The organism is Steroidobacter agaridevorans (genome assembly GCF_009932555.1).
GTDB lineage: Bacteria > Pseudomonadota > Gammaproteobacteria > Steroidobacterales > Steroidobacteraceae > Steroidobacter > Steroidobacter agaridevorans.
The window spans coordinates 467,029-483,521 of record NZ_BLJO01000007.1 but is presented as its reverse complement, the minus strand read 5'-3'; the positions used below and the strand labels follow the sequence as shown (position 1 = coordinate 483,521).

Genomic DNA, 16,493 nt, shown 5'->3' with positions numbered 1-16,493 from the left:
CGAGATCTACACGACGGTCAACAAAGCCAGCACCACGGAAACGCTGGTCAACGCCGCCAAGCGTCTGGTCGATGAATTGCCCGAGGGCACGCCGCCCGATCAGGTCATCAAACATTGGCTCGAACGCGCGAAGGCGGACGATGCCGCGCGCGGTGTGATCTGGCCGACGATCACGCCGGATCAGATGTCCAAAGCGGGCCTTGCCTGGAGCATCTTCCCGAACATGGCGATCCTCCAAGGCATCACGTTTGCCTTGTGTTATCGCGCGCGCCCGTATGGCGACGATCCTCACAAGTGCGTGTTCGAGTCTTATGCAATCGAGCGTTATCCCGAAGGCGGCGAGCCGAAGACCGAGTGGGTGTACGCCGACCCGACCGAGGCGAACTGGGGCCTCGTGCTCTCGCAGGATTTCTCGAACATGGCGGCGGTGCAGAAGGGCATGCGTTCTCGCGGCTTCCGCGGAACGCTGCCGAACCCGCACCAGGAACGAAAGATCACCAATTTCCACCGCAATCTGGCCAGGTACATGCGCGCTGGCGCACCCAGTGTCTTGCCAAGCGGCTCCAAGTAACCAAACAGTCAACGAGCATCCGACCATGGCCGTCAAAGTTTACGAACGCATCCTGCACTTGTTCGAGGCCGAGGGCATCGACACCCTTTTCGGCATTCCCGATCCGAACTTCGTCCATATGTTCATCACTGCGGAGAAGCGCGGCTGGAAAGTCGTTGCGCCTCACCATGAAGAATCCGCGGGATTCATGGCCGAAGCGGCGTTTCGCATGACCGGCAAGCCGGGGCTTTGCATCGGCACGCTCGGCCCGGGTGTGGCGAATCTCGCTGGCGCCATGATGTGCGCGAAGGTCGAGAATTCGCCCGTCATCTTCCTGGGCGGGCAGCGTGCGCGCATCACCGAGCAGCGCGTGCGTCGTGGCCGCATCCAGTTCATCAAGCAGTCGGGCTTGTTCGAACCTTCGGTGAAGTACTGCGCGAGCATCGAGTACGCGAATCAGACCGATGAAATCATCCGCGAAGCGCTGCGCGCGACTCAGACTGGCACGCCGGGCCCGGCCTACATCGAATATCCCGCCCATGTGATTCAAGAAGAGCTCGATGTCGGCGAGCCGCTGCCGCCACCGGCGTATCGATTGGTGGAGCAGGGCGCCAGCGCGCAGATGATCGAGAAGGCGGTGCAGCTGATCAAAGCGGCCAAGAATCCCATCCTGCTCGTCGGTCACGCCGTGCATTGCTTCCGTGGCGGCGAGTCGGTCAAGGCGCTGGCAAACATTCTGAACTGCCCGGTCATTCAAACGTCCGGTGGCACCTCGTTCATCTCTGGCCTGGAAGATCGCACCTTTCCGTACGGCTTCTCGCCAGCGGCGGTCGAGGCCGTCGTCAAGTCGGATTGCTGTATCGCCATTGGCACCGAGCTGGGCGAGCCGGTGCACTACGGTGTCGGTCGGCACTGGAAAGAAAACGATGCGAATCGCAAGTGGATCTACGTCGAGCTGGATCCGAAAGCGATTGGCGTGAATCGCCGTTTCGATGCGCCGCTGGTCGGTGACCTGCGTGCGATCGTCCCGCAGTTGGTGGAGGCGCTGAAAGACTCGCCACGGAAGGCGGCGCCGGATCTGGCGACGTGGGTGAAAGCCGATGAGAAACGCATCGCCGATCTGGGCGAGTCTGCACCGAAGGGCGGCGAGCGCGTTCACACCGCGCGTTTCGTGGTGGAAGCGACCAAGGCTTTTCCAAAGGACGGCATCATGATTCGCGATGGCGGCGCGACCGTCATCTTCCAGTGGACGTATTCGCAGGCGAAGCCGCGCGATGTGATCTGGAATCAGAACTTCGGTCATCTCGGCACGGGTCTGCCGTACGCCGTTGGCGCGATGGTTGCTGAAGGCGGCAAGCGGCCCGGCATGTTGCTCACCAGCGATTCGGCATTCCTCTTCCATGTCTCCGAGCTGGAAACCGCTGCGCGCTTGAAGCTGCCGCTGGTTTGCGTCGTTGGTGTCGATCACCAATGGGGCCTCGAGGTCGGCGTCTACAAGCGCACCTTCGGCAAGGGCTCGGCCGAGACGGGCGTCCATTGGAGCAAGGATGTGCGCTTCGACAAGATGGCGGAAGGCTTCGGCTGCTACGGCGAGTACGTCGACAAGGCAGAGGACATCGGGCCGGCGATTGCGCGAGCTTATGCGAGCGGCAAGACGGCCGTCATTCACGTCGCCATCGATCCGACGGTGAATTCCGAGGAGATGCCGAACTACTCGGAATTCCGCACCTGGTACGCCGAAGGAACTCAATAACCATGCGCGAATATCTAAAGTTCTATATCGACGGCAAGTGGGTCGACCCCGTCGAGTCGAAGATAGCCAACACTGTCAACCCGGCGACCGAAGCGGTGTCCGGCACGATTGCGCTCGGCACGGCGGCTGATGTCGATCGCGCGGTCAAGGCTGCGAGGCAAGCTTTCACGACGTGGTCGAAGACGAGTCGTGAAGAGCGGCTGCAGGTGCTGGAGCGGATTCTGGCCGAGTATCAGAAACGCGTCGGCGATCTCGCGGCGGCGGTCACTGAGGAGATGGGTGCACCGAAGGCGCTGGCCAGCGGATATCACGTCGGGCTGGGGCTCGGTCATCTCACCACTGCGATCGCGATCCTGAAGAGCTTCAAGTTCGAGGAGCAGAAGGGCGGCACGCTGATCGTGAAAGAGCCGATCGGGGTGTGCGGCATGATCACGCCGTGGAACTGGCCGATCAATCAAGTGACGGTCAAGGTGTTTCCGGCGCTCGCGACGGGTTGCACGATCGTGCTCAAGCCGTCGCAAGAGTCGCATTTCTCGGCGCACATCCTCGCGGAGATCTTCGATGCCGCGAGGGTGCCGCCGGGGGTGTTCAATCTCATCCAGGGCAAAGGCTCGGTCGTGGGTGCGGCGATGTCGACGCATCCGGGGATCGACATGATCTCCATCACGGGCTCGGAAGCGGCGGGCATCGAGGTCGCGAAGAACGCAGCTGGCACGGTGAAACGCGTGTGTCAGGAGCTGGGCGGCAAGAGCGCGAACATCGTGCTGGATGACGCGGACTTCGCAAAGAATGTGGCGAAGGGTGTCGCGGGCATGATGGTGAATTCCGGCCAGACGTGTAGCGCGACGTCGCGCATGTTGGTGCCGAAGTCACGAATGGTTGAGGCAATTGCTGCGGCGAAGGCGGCGGCAGCGTCGGTGACGGTCGGCGATCCCAATGGCGATGCGGCGATGGGGCCGGTGGTCTCCAAGGCGCAGTTCAACTCGATTCAGGAATACATCCAGAAAGGGATTGCGGAAGGCGCAACGCTCGTTGCGGGCGGGCCCGGTCGGGTCGAGGGACTGGCGAAGGGTTTCTATGTGAAGCCGACGGTGTTCGCGAATGTCAGCAACGACATGGTGATCGCGAGAGAGGAAATCTTCGGCCCGGTGCAAGTCATCATCGGTTACGACAACGTCGAGCACGCTGTGCAGCTTGCCAACGACTCGGACTTCGGGTTGGCAGGCAATGTTGCCGGCGTCGATGTCGAGAAGGCGCGAGCCGTGGCGAGGCAGATCCGCGCCGGCTGGGTGTCGATCAACGACGGCTTCGATTTCAACGCCGCGTTCGGTGGCTACAAGAAGAGTGGCAACGGGCGCGAGTGGGGCGAGTTCGGCTTTCACGAGTATTTGGAGATCAAGTCGTTGCTGGGCTACGCACCGACCTGAGCCGCGGGCGTGGGAAGGGGGATTTAGTGAGCAAGTCTGTTGTCGTTGTCCTTTGCCAAACCGTTCTTCTCTCCACCATTGCAGCCGAGGCAGCCCAGAGTCAGGAGGTATCGGCGCGGTCACTGGAAGAAGTCGTCGTTACCGCTCGTAAGCGGGAGGAGTCGCTTCAAGACGTTCCCGTAGCCGTGGCCGTCGTCGGTCAGGAGCAGCTGAGGAACAACGTCGCAAGCGATCTCTCCAAAGTCGGCGAGCTCGCGCCGCAGGTGAGCATGTCCCAGGGTGGCTCCGGCACGGGTGCCGTCATCACCGTGCGCGGTGTCAGCTCCGCATCGAACGACTCCGGTCTCGATCAGAGCGTGGCAATCGAAGTCGACGGCGTGCCCATCAGCCGTGGCCAAGTCATCTCAGCGTCGGTTTTCGACTTGCAGCAGGTCCAAGTCCTCCAGGGTCCGCAAGCTTTGTTCTTCGGCAAGAACTCCCCCGCCGGCGTGATCTCGCTGCGCTCAGCGGACGCCACCGATACGTTCGAAGCCTACGTCACGCCTGGCTACGAATTCGAATCCGAGCAGCGCTTCGTGGAAGGCGCCGTCTCCGGCCCGCTCAGCGATACATTCAAAGCGCGCCTGGCGTTCCGAGGCAGCGAGATGGACGGCTGGGTGAAGAACACGGCGACACCGGTCACCGACATCGTCAATCCCACCGTCACCGATCCCGGCGCGACGATGGGCCGTACCGGCCCGGATGACGAGATCTACGCAGCGCGACTGACGCTGCAATGGCAGCCCAGCGACGACTTCGATGCGAATTTCAAGCTGATGATGAACTCGCAAGAGCGCAACGCCGGCAACGCCAGCTCCGAGCCGTTTTGTATCAACGGCCAGACGACGCCCGTCATCCTGGGCACGCGCCCCATCCCCGGCGCCGATTGCAGGAAGGATCGAACGAAATCGCACGGTGCGGTCGCGCCAGTCTACGCCGCGAATGTGCCGTACTCGAACGGCGGCGTGCCCTACCTGGATTCCAGATTCACGCTCGCGTCGTTGAACCTCAACAAGACCTACGACTCCCTGTCGCTGACATCGACGACCGGCTACTACGACCAGACCGTGCAGCAGATGAGCGTCTCGGACTGGAGCCCGTACGCGACGATCTGGGCGGCGAGCAAGGAAACGTATGAATTGATCACGCAGGAAGTCAGAGCGAGCAGCGACTTCGACGGGCCGCTGAACTTCATGGTCGGCGTGTACTACGAGACCTTCGATCGTCCGTACCTGAACTCATCCGACCTGTTCCACGTCTTCAATCCGGCCGCGCAGAACTACGCAACGGTGATCATGGACTCCAAGTCGAGCGGCGACTACTTCTCCGGATTCGCGCAGCTCCGTTGGGACATCACGGATGCATTGGAGCTGGCAGCGGGCGCGCGCTACAGCCACGACGAGAGGGACATTCGCATCGTGAACCTGGAAACGGGGCCGGCGCAGCCGACGCTCTATGCACGAGGGCAGGCGCTCACGTCGAGCTACAAGGACGACAACGTCTCGCCCGAGGTGACGCTGACCTGGAAGCCGGTAGACGATCAAACCCTCTACGTCGCCTACAAGACGGGCTACAAGGCCGGCGGCATTTCCAATCCGTTCCTGGTCTTCAGGAACGCGACAGCCGACAACTTGCAGTTCGAGCCCGAGGAGGCGAAGGGCGTCGAGGCCGGCTACAAGGCCACGTTGCTCGACCGCACGTTGCGGTTGGATCTGGTCGCCTATCGCTACGATTATGAGGATCTGCAGGTCGTTTCGTATAACGCCGAGACCATCAACTTCACCATCAACAACGCGGCGCAGGCGGAGATCAAAGGGGTGCAAGGCTCGTTCGAGTGGTCGGCCCTCGATGAGCTGACTTTGCGCGGAAACGTCGGTTACAACCGCGCCGAATACGACAGCTTCCCGAATGCTCAGTGTTACCCAGGTCAAACCGCGGCGCTCGGGTGCGTCGGCGGCGTGCAGAGCCTTGCCGGCAAAGCGTTGCTGCGCGCGCCGGAGCTCACGTACAGCCTGGGCTTCGACTACCAGCCGCGGCTCGTCTCGGGTTGGGACACGACGATCTCGGCACTCGCATCTCACAGCGATGCTTACCAGGCGGCGACCGATTACGCGCCTGGGGGTTTCCAAGAATCGTACTGGCTGGTGAACGCAGCGCTGCGAGTCGGGCCGGACAGCGGTGCGTATGAAGTGGCCTTGATCGGCCGCAATCTCACCGACTCCTACTACATGCTCAACGTCAACGGCTGGTCGGGCGCCAGCAATCCCAACCAGTTCGTCGGTTTCTTCAATCGGCCGCGAGAGCTGGTGCTACAGGCGACCGTGCGGTTTTGACGTTCAGTCCAGTATGAGGTCAAGGATCGGCGCCAGCGCCTCGAAGCCGGACCTTTCGGCGAGCCAGTTGTAACCTTCGCTCATGGATTGGCGTGCGGCGCTGACGCTGGGCAGACTGCCGGCAGGGCAGGAGACCAGTGGAATGCACAAATCGAGCGCGTGCTCGGCTTCTGCAATCAGATGCAGCTTGCTGCTATTCACACCGGAGCCACTGCACGTGAACCGCTTGCGATAGACGCCGGCCGCAGCGTTGCCGCCATCATTGGTCGCCGGCCCGACATCGAAATCCGCAGCGGAGCTCGATTTGCTCAGCGCATTGCAGAGCCTCACGGACTGCCGCGAAGGCACCAGGGGGTCGGCGCGGCCGTGAATGAGGAAGTAGCGCGATCGTGTCGAGCTGTCGGCGATGCGGGTCGGCAAGCTGTTGCGCGCCACGAACGCATCGTTGGTGTTCACCGTCTTCACCGACTGACCGAGGTAATCTTCGAGAATGCTCAGTGCTTCCGGTGAATCGACGACCGGCGGCACCTGCTGATAGCGGCTGATGATGTCCCTTGCATCGGTCGGCGAGTAGAGCATCAACGCGCGCTTGACCTCCGAAGGATGCTCCACGGCGAGGATACCCGCCAGGTGAGCGCCTGCGGATTGGCCCATGACGTAAACGTCGTTGTTGGCCGCGGCTCCGAAGCGAGTCTTGTTGGTCTGCACCCACGCAAAGGCATCGTTCATGTCCTGCAGGATGTCGGCGCCCTTCGCATCGTTGCATTCGAGGTTGCCATCGCTGCTGCCGACGAGCCGATAGAAGGGCGCGAAGACCACGAACCCTCGCTGTGTCAGGTGAGAGATCTGCGACTCCAGGCCGAGGAACGCGGCGCCTCGGTATTTCCAGCTGCCGCCGTGCACGGCGATCGCCGCTCGCTGATTGTTGGCCGCGAGGTCCTTTCTGTAGACGCGCATTTCGAGCTTGCAGGGCGTGGTCTCGACTTGCGTATACAAGGGACCGTTACAGACTCTGCGGCGTGGAATGGAGTCCAGCCACTCGCACGTTTGCGGCGCGATCTGTCGCGTGTAGCGCCGGATTGTCTTGTAGTTGACGCGCTTCATATACGGCTGATTGTTGTTGCCGATGCTGAGCACTCCCACGTCGAGGCGGTTGCCCGGCGTCAACGTCCAGGGTCGTTCCGTGATCAGCGTGGTGTCGCCATCCCAGATATCGGCGTTGCCGAGCTTGCGCTTCGAATCGACGGCCACTTCGCTGCAGTAGTCCGCAAGCGAGGTCGCCTGGAAGTCCGTGGTGCCGGCAGGCAGCGGCGCGATGCTCATGTCCCTGAACAGGTTGCCGCTCGCCTGGCAGGCGACACTCGTGCCGAGCAAGGTCACCAGCTGATCGCCGTCGCCGAGATACAGGGCCCGCAGCACCTGGTCCTGGTTGTCACGGAGAAACTCGTAAGACACCGGGAATCGCAACGGATATCGGTTGACGAATCTCAGCAGCTCTTTGGCCAGGTCGACCGCGACGTACGGGACGAAGAACGATCTTGCGTTGAGGTTCGCGTTGAGGTTGGACTGCGTCGTCGCCAGCCAGGCGGCCAGGTTGCTGTTGGCGACGTTGACTGTCAGCGCGTTGGACTCCGCGTAGCTCTCCACGAAGTAGAGGAAGCCGTCATCCAGGGCTCGCCCGAGGATGCCGCCAAAGGGTCTGCCATCGAGAAGGCGCAGCAACGGCGAGAAGTCACGGACGCGGAAGTCGACGGCCTTGTTCGTGATCGAGATGAATTCGCCTTTGAGCTCGGCGGTGGGATCGAACGAGATCTGCAGCCCGTTGGCGACGGGGGTCACCACCGGATTGAGGCGCAGGATGAGCGACATGGTCATCGCTACGTCCGCGTTTGCGCTGACATCCAGGGTCTCTTTGTCATAGCGAATGCACTTGCCGAGCACGCGGTGCCCGAGGCGCACTGTGACGCGTCCGTCGACTTCCACCGTGCCATAGATGTCCATCGTGGCGACGATCGGTTTCGCCAGCGCTTCGAGCTGCACGGCAAAGGAGGAGTCCGCGGAGAGTTGGGCGCTGACGTGTTGTCTGCTGAGCACCGTGCGGGCCGTGCAGCCGCTTCTGAGCGTGACATCGTCGAGGGATCGCTGCCAGAACAAGGCTTCCTCCGTCAGGCGGATTCCCTGCTGATCCAGGACCTGCTGGACCTGGTCGCCGAGCAGGCGCGACAGCGGTTTGCCGGAGGTTCGGGAGTCCGCGACGAACTGCGCGATGTCGCCGACCGTGAAACTGAAGGTCTGCGCGTGAACTGAGATGCTGCTGAAGAGTGCGACCAATGCAGCGCCCATGAGCACTGCGAATCTACGGCTGTCCGCCATGAAGCCCATCTACTTCTCCCTGATATTCCCTGGCCTGAAGCGTCGTCCGACGTGCCTGATGCGCGGTCCCGCCGCAGATCAAGCGTTGTGAGAGTGCTGGTCGATCAGCGGACGTCGCTGAGTTGCAGTAGCCCTTCCGGGGTCGTGCAGTCGCCCGCGATGGCGTATGTGATCTGCACCGGAGTACCCGTTGCCTTCGCCGTCGCCATCAGGGCGTAAAAGTCGGTGAAGTCGGCGGACTGTTTGCTCAAGAAGGCGTGAGCCTGCCGGTACTCGCCCGCGCAGTCCGTGGGACGCGCGACGAATCCGACGTAGATGCCGCCATCGCCTTGGACGATCAGCTTCACGACTACGCCGTTCTGGGTCTTATCGGCAGCGTGGGCGCTTAGAGGGAGCTGCAGCGCTGTACATAAGCAGAGTGCAGCCAGGTAACCCAAGTTCTTCCTGATCACGAGTGGTCCTTCATTCTCACGTGAGCCGACGATCCTTCGCTCGCGCAGCCGCTGTTACATTCTGATTGCGAAGCGATGTAGCTTGTCGATCCCACATCCGTGGGCTTCGTTCTTGTATGTAAATTAACGACTATGCGTGAACCAAGTCAACAACGAATTCACGGCGTCGGTCCAGGCAGTTCGGCTGTTGACAATGGCCACTGCCTGTTGCACGTTACTTTCGACCTTGAGTGGCCATGGCAGCGAAAAGAACAAGCGCAGCGCGGATCAAGGAACGTCGAATTCGGGAGTAATTCGTGAAGCTGTGTCTTTTATTGCTGTTGCCGGTGGCGTGGTTCGCCACGACGGCGCACGCGGATGAGCCCATCATGGGCGCCTATGTGGGTGCGGGCGCGGGCCGGGCGACTCTGCACCGCGAGCGCTTCGGCAGGTCGGGCTTCGAAGCGCACGATGCGGCATTCAAAGCTTTGATTGGCTACCGAACGTTGCGGGGGCTTGCGTTCGAAGCGAGCTACGCCGACTTCGGCGAGATGAGCAACGGCGACCGATTGACCGGCGATATCCAGGCGCTCAGCGTCGCTATCGTCGGGTTGATCCAGCTCAGGCAGGTCGACCTGTTCGGTAAAGCCGGTTTCGGGGCCTGGCGCGGCACGACCGCCGACCGTATCGGACAGGAAGTCCGCGATGACGATATCGATCCCATCATGGCCCTGGGCGTGCAGCTGCGCAGCGGACGCTTCGCCGTTCGCGCCGAATTCGAAGCCCAGTTTCTCAGTTTCGCTGCCGGCGAACATGGCCGCGACGGCGATTGGCTCGATTGCATTTCTGTCAGTGCGAACTGGAGTTTCGGTCGCTAGTGTTTTGTGTTCTCGAAGGATGAATTCATGAAACGGATGTTTGCGTCGTCTGCTTTGGCTCTGGTCATGGTTCTGTTGTCCCAGCACGCAGCGGCCGAAGCCGTTGGCCGTGTAGTAGCGGTCGGCTGCCACAATACCGACAACGTGTGCTGGGTCGAGGTCGAGGGCTTCACGGGCTCACCTGCTTGCGGCACGAGTTATCAGCTTCGCTGGGACGCTGGCACGGCATGGGGGAACCGGTGGTATGCAACGCTGTTGGCAGCGAAAGCGTCCGGTAACCGGGTCCGGTTGGAGATCGCCTCGTACTGCTCGGCGCAGGGCTATCCAACCTTTCTCTATGGATCGGTCATCGACTGAGTCAGGACCATTCCAGCAGCGTTTCCCCACTGAGCTGATTCGACAGCGTCTGCGCCGACGAGCGCAGCGCCGTGGCGAGCGACGATAGCCCGGAACGCTGCGCGCTGCCGATGCCGATTGCCACGAGGGCGTGGCTCAGCTTGGCACGCGCTTTCCAGACTGGTGCGGCGACGACGGTGACACCGGAGATGTAGTTGCCATCGTCGACGGCATAACCCTGCGCGCGCGTTTGTTTGACTTGCGTTTGCCACTGCTCGAACGTCGGCGCCTCGTCCCACCGCAATGTTTTGAACTTCGTTTCGAGCCTCGCCTCGGGGTAATCGCCAAACGCCGCTATACAGCGGCCGGTCGCGCTGATGAGCGCGGGAAAGCGACTGCCGATCTGCGTGCTGAGCTGCAGGTTCTGGCCTGACTGCGCGATGGCGACCACGATGATGTGATCCAGCCCGACGATGTGCACGCCAAGCATGGTCACGCCGAACGACTGAGCCAGTCGATCCAGCGTGGGCTGGGCGAGATCGGTGAACTGGTTTCGTCGCAGCCAGTGCCGCGCCAAGGTGAGCACGCCGGCCTCGAGCGAATAACGCTTGGTGTCCGGGTCGAAAGAAACAAACTCCTCCGCGACCAGCGCCCGCAACACATGCAGGCAAGTGCTCGGCACCAACCCGAGCTCACGCGCAACCGATTGCACACCGAGCGGGGCGTCGCTCTTGCCGAGCAGACGCATGACAGCGGCTGCGCGTGAAATCGCGGGCGCTTTGCTGGTTTCCATGGCCTTCGCGAGCTCGCGCGGCGAGGAGGAGGTCTGGCGTTTGGTCATCATGGGAATCCCCTGGCAGCCTGGATCGGATGTTCTATATATCGAATAACATTGAATATTTGCAATAGCTTATCTCGTTGTGGCAAGTTGCCGCCGTGCCCGCGACGACAAAATTTATGGCGCTCACCGACTACACCCGCTTCGCAGATGCTCAGCAGTTTGCAAACTCCAAGGCGCTGTGGGAGTTGTTCGAGGGCAATAGCGAATATTTGAACATCGCGCGCGAGTGCATCGGTCGTCACGCCGACGGCTCGGGCCGCACCGCTGTCCGTATCGCTCATGCCAACGGTACCGACGAGATCCTGTCGTTCGACGCCATCGCCGCCGGCTCGGCGCGCTTTGCGCATTGGCTGGCGGCGAACGGCATCCAGCCCGGCGACCGGATCGCCTTCATGCTCGACCCGTCGCTGCCGTTCTACATCAGCCTGTTCGGCGCGATGATGACGGGCGCAATCAGCGTGCCATTGTTCACGCTGTTCGGTCTTGACGGCCTGCGACTGCGGGTCGACGACTGTCAGCCGAAATTGCTGATTACCAACGCCGAGAAGGCACCGATCGCCCGACAGATCGAAGGCGTCCGCGTGGTTGTGGCCGATGCCGCGCTCCTCGAGGAGATCTCGCGCTTTCCGACGACGTATCAAACCAGGACGCGCGCCAACGACATGGCCGTGTTCCAGTACACGTCCGGCACGACCCGTGAATTGCCGGCAGCGGTGAAGCACACTCATCGCGCTATCGTGACGCTGATGTTTGCAGCGCTATACGGCACCGGCATTCGCCCGGGCGACGAGTTCTTTTGTCCGTCGTCACCTGCGTGGGGACATGGGCTGTGGCACGGCACGCTGGCGCCGCTCGCCTTGGGTGTGACGACAGGCACGTTCGCCGGCCGCTTCGACGCCGTGCGCCTGATGAAGGCGCTGCAGGACTTCAAGATATCGAACATGTCGGCGGCGGCGACTCACTACCGCATGATGAAGAACTCGGAGCGTGCCAACGAATTCAAGTTCTGCTTCAAGAAGCTTTCCTACACCGGCGAGCCCATCGACCCGGCGACGCTGGAGTTCATCGATCGGACCCTTCATGTGCCCGCGTGCAGCATGTATGGCACGACCGAGATCGGCGTCGTGCTGGTCAACTATCCGGGCGCGGGCGACTACGTCGTCAAGCCGGGCTCGCTCGGCAAGCCGATCCCCGGATTGAAACTGCAGGTGCAGAAGCCGGATGGAACGCCCTCGGAGCCCGGCGTCGTCGGCGAGCTGATGCTATGGCGTCGCGACCGCTGGGAAACCACCAAAGATCTGGCGAAGGTCGATGAGGATGGCTATTTCTATCACGCCGGCCGCGCCGACGACGTCATCATCTCCGCCGGCTGGACCATGAGCGCGGTCGAGATCGAGAACACGCTGCTCAAACATCCGAACGTCAAAGAAGCCGCTGTTATCGGCGTACCCGATGCTACGCGAGGGCAAGTCGCAAAAGCCTTCATCGTCAGCGACCGCTCGCCGAGCGACGCCTATGTCGACGAACTGAAGCAGTTCACGCGCGACCGGCTCAGCCAGCACGAATTCCCACGTCACATCGCCTTCGTGAGCGAGCTGCCGAAGACGCCGGCCGGCAAGGTTCATCGCAAGGTCTTGCGCGATCGCGAAGCCGCGGCCGCCGTCAACAATTGAGTTATCGCAGGAGAGAGGAATGTCCACGGTTCAAAGCGTTGTCGAGAGTCGCTTCCCCAAGATCACCGAAGAAGGTCTGGAGGATTTGCGCAAGCGGATCGGCGTGCAGATTACAGATACGGTCGAGCCGTGGAACTATGAAGCGACGCGCGACGCCATCCGTCATTACGCGCACGGCATCGGCGATGACAATCCGCTGTGGACCGATCCGGCGTACGCGGCGAAGACGAAGTACGGCTCGATCGTCGCGCTGCCGAGCTTCCTGTTCTCGACCAGCCGCATCGTGTCGGGCTATGTCGGCGGTCTCGCCGGCGTGCATGCGATGTGGGCGGGCGCGGACTGGACCTGGTACAAGCCGGTGCTCCGCAACGACGTTATTTCGACGCAGTCCTACTTGAAGGATCTGATCGAGCACAAGACGCGCTTCGCCGGTCGCGCGTTCCAGCAGATCTATCATGTCGACTTCTTCAATCAGAAGGGCGACAAGGTGTCGGAGTGCGATTCCTGGGTGTTCCGCACCGATCGCGACGAAGCTCGGGAGCGCGGCACGAAGTACACCGACGCTCGCGGCCGGGTCGAGAAATTCACCAACGAACAGCTCGCCGAGTTCTACAAGCTGTACGAGAAGGAAGAGATTCGCGGCGCGAACGCTCGCTATTGGGAAGACGTGAAGGAAGGCGAGCAACTGCCGCGCATGATGAAGGGGCCGATGACCGTCACGGGCTTTATCTGCTATGCGCAAGGTTGGGGCGGTCTCTACATTCGCGCCAACAAGCTCGCGTGGAAGATGCAGAGCAAGCATCCGGGTCTGGGCATCAAGAATCGCTTCAACGTGCCTGATTGTCCGGAGCGCGTGCATTGGGATGAGGCGTTCGCTCTCGAGGTCGGCGCGCCCGGCGCCTATGACTACGGTCCGGAGCGTTGCTCGTGGCTGACGCACCAGGTAACCAACTGGATCGGCGATGAGGGTTTCCTGCGCAAGGCCAAGTGCCAGATCCGTCGTCACAATCCCGATGGCGATGTGGTCTTCATCGACGGCGTGGTCAGCCGCAAGTACGTCGAAGGCGGCAAGCACCTGGTGGAGATTTCTCAGAACGCCCAGACGCATCGGGGCGAGGTGTCGGCGCATGGCTCGGCGATCGTCGAGTTGCCGGCTCGGGGCGCGCGCTGAGCTAGGATAGCGGCCCGACTGGAGATGCGTCGATCATGAGCGCTGCCCACTGGGCCGGACCTTTGCAGGGCGTTCGCGTCCTCGATTTTACTCGGGTGTTGGCAGGGCCGGCGGCGGCGCTGGCGCTTGCCGATCTCGGGGCGGAAGTGTGGAAGGTGGAGCCACCGGGAACAGGCGATGACACTCGCCTGTTTCCTCCGTTTCGCGAGGATGTGAGCCATTACTTCTTGAGCGTGAACCGCGGCAAGAAGAGCATCGTCATCGATCTGAAGACCGAAGCAGGCGTCGCGCTGGCCAAGGACCTGGCCGCCCGCTGCGACATCCTGATCGAGAACTATCGCCCCGGGGTCATGGATCGATTGGGGTTGGGCTACGAAGCGCTGTCGGCTATCAATCCGCGACTGATCTATTGCGCGATCTCCGGCTTTGGCATGACGGGGCCGCTGCGCGACCGGCCGTCGTTCGATATCGTTTTGCAGGCGATGTCGGGCGCGCTGAGTGTGAATGGCGAAGCGGGTGGCGCGCCTACGAAGCTGGGCCTTCCGCTGGGAGATCTGGTCGGTGGCGTCAACGGGCCGATCGGAATTCTTGCGGCGCTGTACGAGCGCAGTGTGACGGGCCGAGGCCGGTTGATCGATGTGAGTTTGCTCGATGGCATGTTCGGCATGCTCGGTTATCTTGCGCAGCTCGCGTTCTTCACGGGCAAAGATCCGCAACCGCAGGGATCGCAACATCCCAACCTCGTTCCATATGGAACATTTCCGGCGCGGGATGGCTCGATCATCATTGCTTGCCTGACGAACGGCTTCTGGGCGCGCATCTGCAACGCGCTCGGCATGCCGGAGTTCACTAGTGATCCGCGCTTCGACACGCTGGAGCGTCGTCATGACAATCGTAGTGAGGTGAACGAGCTGATCGCGACGGTCACACGCACGAAGACCGTACAGGAACTGGTTGATGTGCTCGTCGAGCATGAAGTTCCGCACGCACCTATTCTCGGCATCCAGGAAGCGCTGTCGCAGCCGCAGGCCGTCGCGCGACAGATGGTGGTCGAAACGGATCATGAAGTGCTGGGCAGGATTCCCATCGTGAATCGACCGATCAAGTTTCCGGGCGATGATCAACCCGTTCCTGCAGCGCCGCCCGTGCTCGGGCAACACACCGACGAGATCCTGCGCGACGTTCTAGGCCTGGCGCCCGAGCAGATCGATCAGCTGCGGAATACGAAGGTCGTCGCCTGATCGAGCTGCGACGGCCGCGCGGATCGGCATCAATCGTCGCCTGAGGTCGAGATGTGACGGCTGCGCGGACGTAGCATCTGTGCAATAGCCGTTAGCTGCTGGGGGATCTTTCGATGGCCGAGCTCAGATTCGACGGTCGTGTCGCTGTCATCACCGGCGCCGGCCGAGGGTTGGGTCGCGCTTATGCGCTACTGCTCGCTGCTCGGGGGGCGAAGGTCGTCGTCAACGATCCAGGCGCCAGCCTGAAGGGCGAGGGCATCGACAGCGGTCCCGCGCAGCAGGTCGTGGACGAGATCGAAGCTGCGGGCGGCGAGGCGATTGCGTGCACGAGCTCGGTCGCCACTGTCGAGGGCGGCAAGGCCATCATCGGCACGGCGCTGGATCATTTCGGTCGCATCGACATCCTGATTCACAACGCCGGCATCGTTCGTCGCGCGTCGCTCAAAGAAATCACGCCCGAGGACTTCGAGCAGGTCATCGACGTTCACCTGCGTGGCGCATTCCACGTCGTGCGTCCGGCGTTCCCGCTGATGTGCAAGGCCGGTTACGGGCGCATCGTGCTAACGTCGTCGATCAATGGGCTGTACGGCAACAAGAACGTAGTGAACTACTGCGTGGCGAAGGCCGGCATCATTGGCTTGTCGAATGTCGCGGCGTTGGAAGGTGCGGACGAGGGCGTGAAGTGCAACGTCATCCTGCCGGGTGCGGTGACGCGCATGGCTGAAGGATTGGACACGAGCGCCTATCCGCCGATGGAACCGGAGATGGTGGCGCCCGTCGTCGGCTGGCTGGCGCACGAGTCGTGCTCCATTACCGGCGAAATACTCAGCTCGATGGCCGGTCGCGCCGCGCGCGCCTATGTCGCCGAATCGCCCGGTGTGTATCGCCCGACGTGGACCATCGAGCAGGTCGCCGAGAGCATCGACGCCATCCGCAGCACCGATGCGCCGCTAGTGTTTCCTCCGGTGCCGTCCGGACATCTCGATCACATTCGTTACAGCTTCGGGATGGCCAAAGGCGCGAAGTAGTCAGGCCGGCCATACGACGCTGCTTGACACACCGGAGCGCGACGGCAACCTTATGAGCCGTCCTCACACAACGGATGTAAGCGGATCATGAGAACATCGGCAAGAATGATCGTGGCGCTGGCGCTGGCGTTACCTATGGCCGCATCGGCGGACGAATGGACCGTGACGCAACCTATCACGGTACTGCAAGTCTACGGCGCAACCGAAGACGTCTATCTCACGGGTGGATCGACCTGGGGATCGCCTTCATGCCCGGGCGCCACTTACGTCAGGATTCCGCAAAGTTTGGCGGGATATAAACAGGTACTGGCCGTCAGCCTGGCTGCCAAAATGTCCGGCACACCGATCCGCGTGTACGGCACGTGCGGGGCAAACGGATACTTCGACGCCACTAATGTGAGCGTCGAATCTTAGTCCGC

General features: G+C 61.9%; 14 protein-coding genes. 11 read left to right on the top strand and 3 right to left on the bottom strand.

Going from position 1 to position 16,493, the window contains the following annotated elements:
• From GYH35_RS34665 to GYH35_RS25630, 4 genes are all read left to right on the top strand, one after another.
• Positions 1 to 571: SRPBCC family protein (locus GYH35_RS34665; RefSeq protein ID WP_202624679.1), on the top strand; the 571-nt coding region annotated here is incomplete at its 5' end.
• 25 nt (positions 572 to 596) lie between these two features.
• A complete protein-coding gene (locus GYH35_RS25640; protein ID WP_161829879.1) occupies positions 597 to 2,303 on the top strand; it encodes a thiamine pyrophosphate-binding protein in 1,707 nt (568 codons plus the stop codon).
• 2 nt (positions 2,304 to 2,305) lie between these two features.
• Positions 2,306 to 3,730, top strand: a complete 1,425-nt coding sequence (locus GYH35_RS25635; RefSeq protein WP_161829878.1) for an aldehyde dehydrogenase family protein — start codon at positions 2,306 to 2,308, stop codon at positions 3,728 to 3,730.
• A 26-nt stretch (positions 3,731 to 3,756) separates the two neighbouring features.
• A complete protein-coding gene (locus tag GYH35_RS25630; protein ID WP_161829877.1) occupies positions 3,757 to 6,102 on the top strand; it encodes a TonB-dependent receptor in 2,346 nt (781 codons plus the stop codon).
• Positions 6,103 to 6,105: 3 nt separating this feature from the next.
• On the opposite strand, the gene GYH35_RS25625 is transcribed toward GYH35_RS25630, so the two are convergent.
• Complete coding sequence (locus GYH35_RS25625) at positions 6,106 to 8,484, bottom strand: alpha/beta hydrolase (protein ID WP_161811610.1); 2,379 nt, start codon at positions 8,482 to 8,484, stop codon at positions 6,106 to 6,108.
• A 95-nt stretch (positions 8,485 to 8,579) separates the two neighbouring features.
• Positions 8,580 to 8,822, bottom strand: a complete 243-nt coding sequence (locus GYH35_RS25620) for a hypothetical protein (RefSeq protein WP_161811611.1) — start codon at positions 8,820 to 8,822, stop codon at positions 8,580 to 8,582.
• Positions 8,823 to 9,223: 401 nt separating this feature from the next.
• Here GYH35_RS25620 and GYH35_RS25615 point away from each other — a divergent pair, with 401 nt between their 5' ends.
• Together GYH35_RS25615 and GYH35_RS25610 are read left to right on the top strand one after the other, a co-directional pair.
• Complete coding sequence (locus tag GYH35_RS25615; RefSeq protein WP_161811612.1) at positions 9,224 to 9,784, top strand: outer membrane beta-barrel protein; 561 nt, start codon at positions 9,224 to 9,226, stop codon at positions 9,782 to 9,784.
• Positions 9,785 to 9,811: 27 nt separating this feature from the next.
• The gene (locus GYH35_RS25610; protein ID WP_161811613.1) at positions 9,812 to 10,141 is read left to right on the top strand and encodes a hypothetical protein; all 330 of its coding nucleotides are present in this window, start codon (positions 9,812 to 9,814) and stop codon (positions 10,139 to 10,141) included.
• Between the two features lies 1 nt (position 10,142).
• Here GYH35_RS25610 and GYH35_RS25605 read toward each other — a convergent pair whose 3' ends face one another.
• Positions 10,143 to 10,964, bottom strand: coding sequence for an IclR family transcriptional regulator (locus tag GYH35_RS25605; RefSeq protein ID WP_161811614.1), 822 nt, complete (start codon positions 10,962 to 10,964; stop codon positions 10,143 to 10,145).
• A 113-nt stretch (positions 10,965 to 11,077) separates the two neighbouring features.
• Between GYH35_RS25605 and GYH35_RS25600 the strand changes: the two genes are divergently transcribed.
• The 5 genes from GYH35_RS25600 (at position 11,078) to GYH35_RS25580 (ending at position 16,488) form a co-directional block, all read left to right on the top strand.
• Complete coding sequence (locus GYH35_RS25600) at positions 11,078 to 12,634, top strand: acyl-CoA synthetase (RefSeq protein ID WP_161812501.1); 1,557 nt, start codon at positions 11,078 to 11,080, stop codon at positions 12,632 to 12,634.
• 19 nt (positions 12,635 to 12,653) lie between these two features.
• A complete protein-coding gene (locus GYH35_RS25595) occupies positions 12,654 to 13,805 on the top strand; it encodes an FAS1-like dehydratase domain-containing protein (RefSeq protein ID WP_161811615.1) in 1,152 nt (383 codons plus the stop codon).
• A gap of 35 nt (positions 13,806 to 13,840) precedes the next feature.
• Entirely contained in the window at positions 13,841 to 15,046 is a 1,206-nt protein-coding gene (locus tag GYH35_RS25590; RefSeq protein WP_161829876.1) for a CaiB/BaiF CoA transferase family protein, read from the top strand.
• Between the two features lie 113 nt (positions 15,047 to 15,159).
• Positions 15,160 to 16,074 carry an SDR family NAD(P)-dependent oxidoreductase gene (locus GYH35_RS25585; protein WP_161829875.1) on the top strand — a complete coding sequence of 305 codons (915 nt, stop codon included), beginning with the start codon at positions 15,160 to 15,162 and terminating at the stop codon, positions 16,072 to 16,074.
• An 87-nt stretch (positions 16,075 to 16,161) separates the two neighbouring features.
• Entirely contained in the window at positions 16,162 to 16,488 is a 327-nt protein-coding gene (locus tag GYH35_RS25580; RefSeq protein WP_161811618.1) for a hypothetical protein, read from the top strand.
• Positions 16,489 to 16,493 lie beyond the last annotated feature (5 nt).